Origin of the sequence: Cobetia sp. SIMBA_158 (assembly GCF_046566945.1) — a bacterium.
GTDB lineage: Bacteria > Pseudomonadota > Gammaproteobacteria > Pseudomonadales > Halomonadaceae > Cobetia > Cobetia amphilecti.
The window spans coordinates 1-265 of sequence record NZ_JAWJYL010000494.1; the positions used below are offsets into that span (position 1 = coordinate 1).

The 265-nt window shown below is 59.2% G+C and carries 1 protein-coding gene; it reads left to right on the forward strand.

Annotation, left to right across the window (positions count from 1 at the left end; translation table 11 throughout):
• On the forward strand, positions 1-265 hold a 265-nt coding region (locus R2R70_RS20810; RefSeq protein WP_410979022.1), incomplete at both ends, for a 3'-5' exonuclease.

Below are 265 nucleotides of genomic sequence, written 5' to 3' on the forward strand. Positions count from 1 at the left end.
ACCGCAGCAACGCCCAGTCGCGTGTACTGGAAGAGGCCCGATTACAGGCGAGTATGCCGTACCGTATTTACGGCGGGATGCGCTTCTTCGAACGCCAGGAAATCAAAGATGCGCTCTCGTATCTGCGCCTGATTGCCAACCGCAACGACGACGCGGCCTTTGAGCGCGTAGTGAAGACACCAACGCGGGGTATTGGTGACCGGACGCTGGACGTGGTACGTCAGACATCGCGCGATCGCCAGTTAACACTCTGGCAGGCATGTCG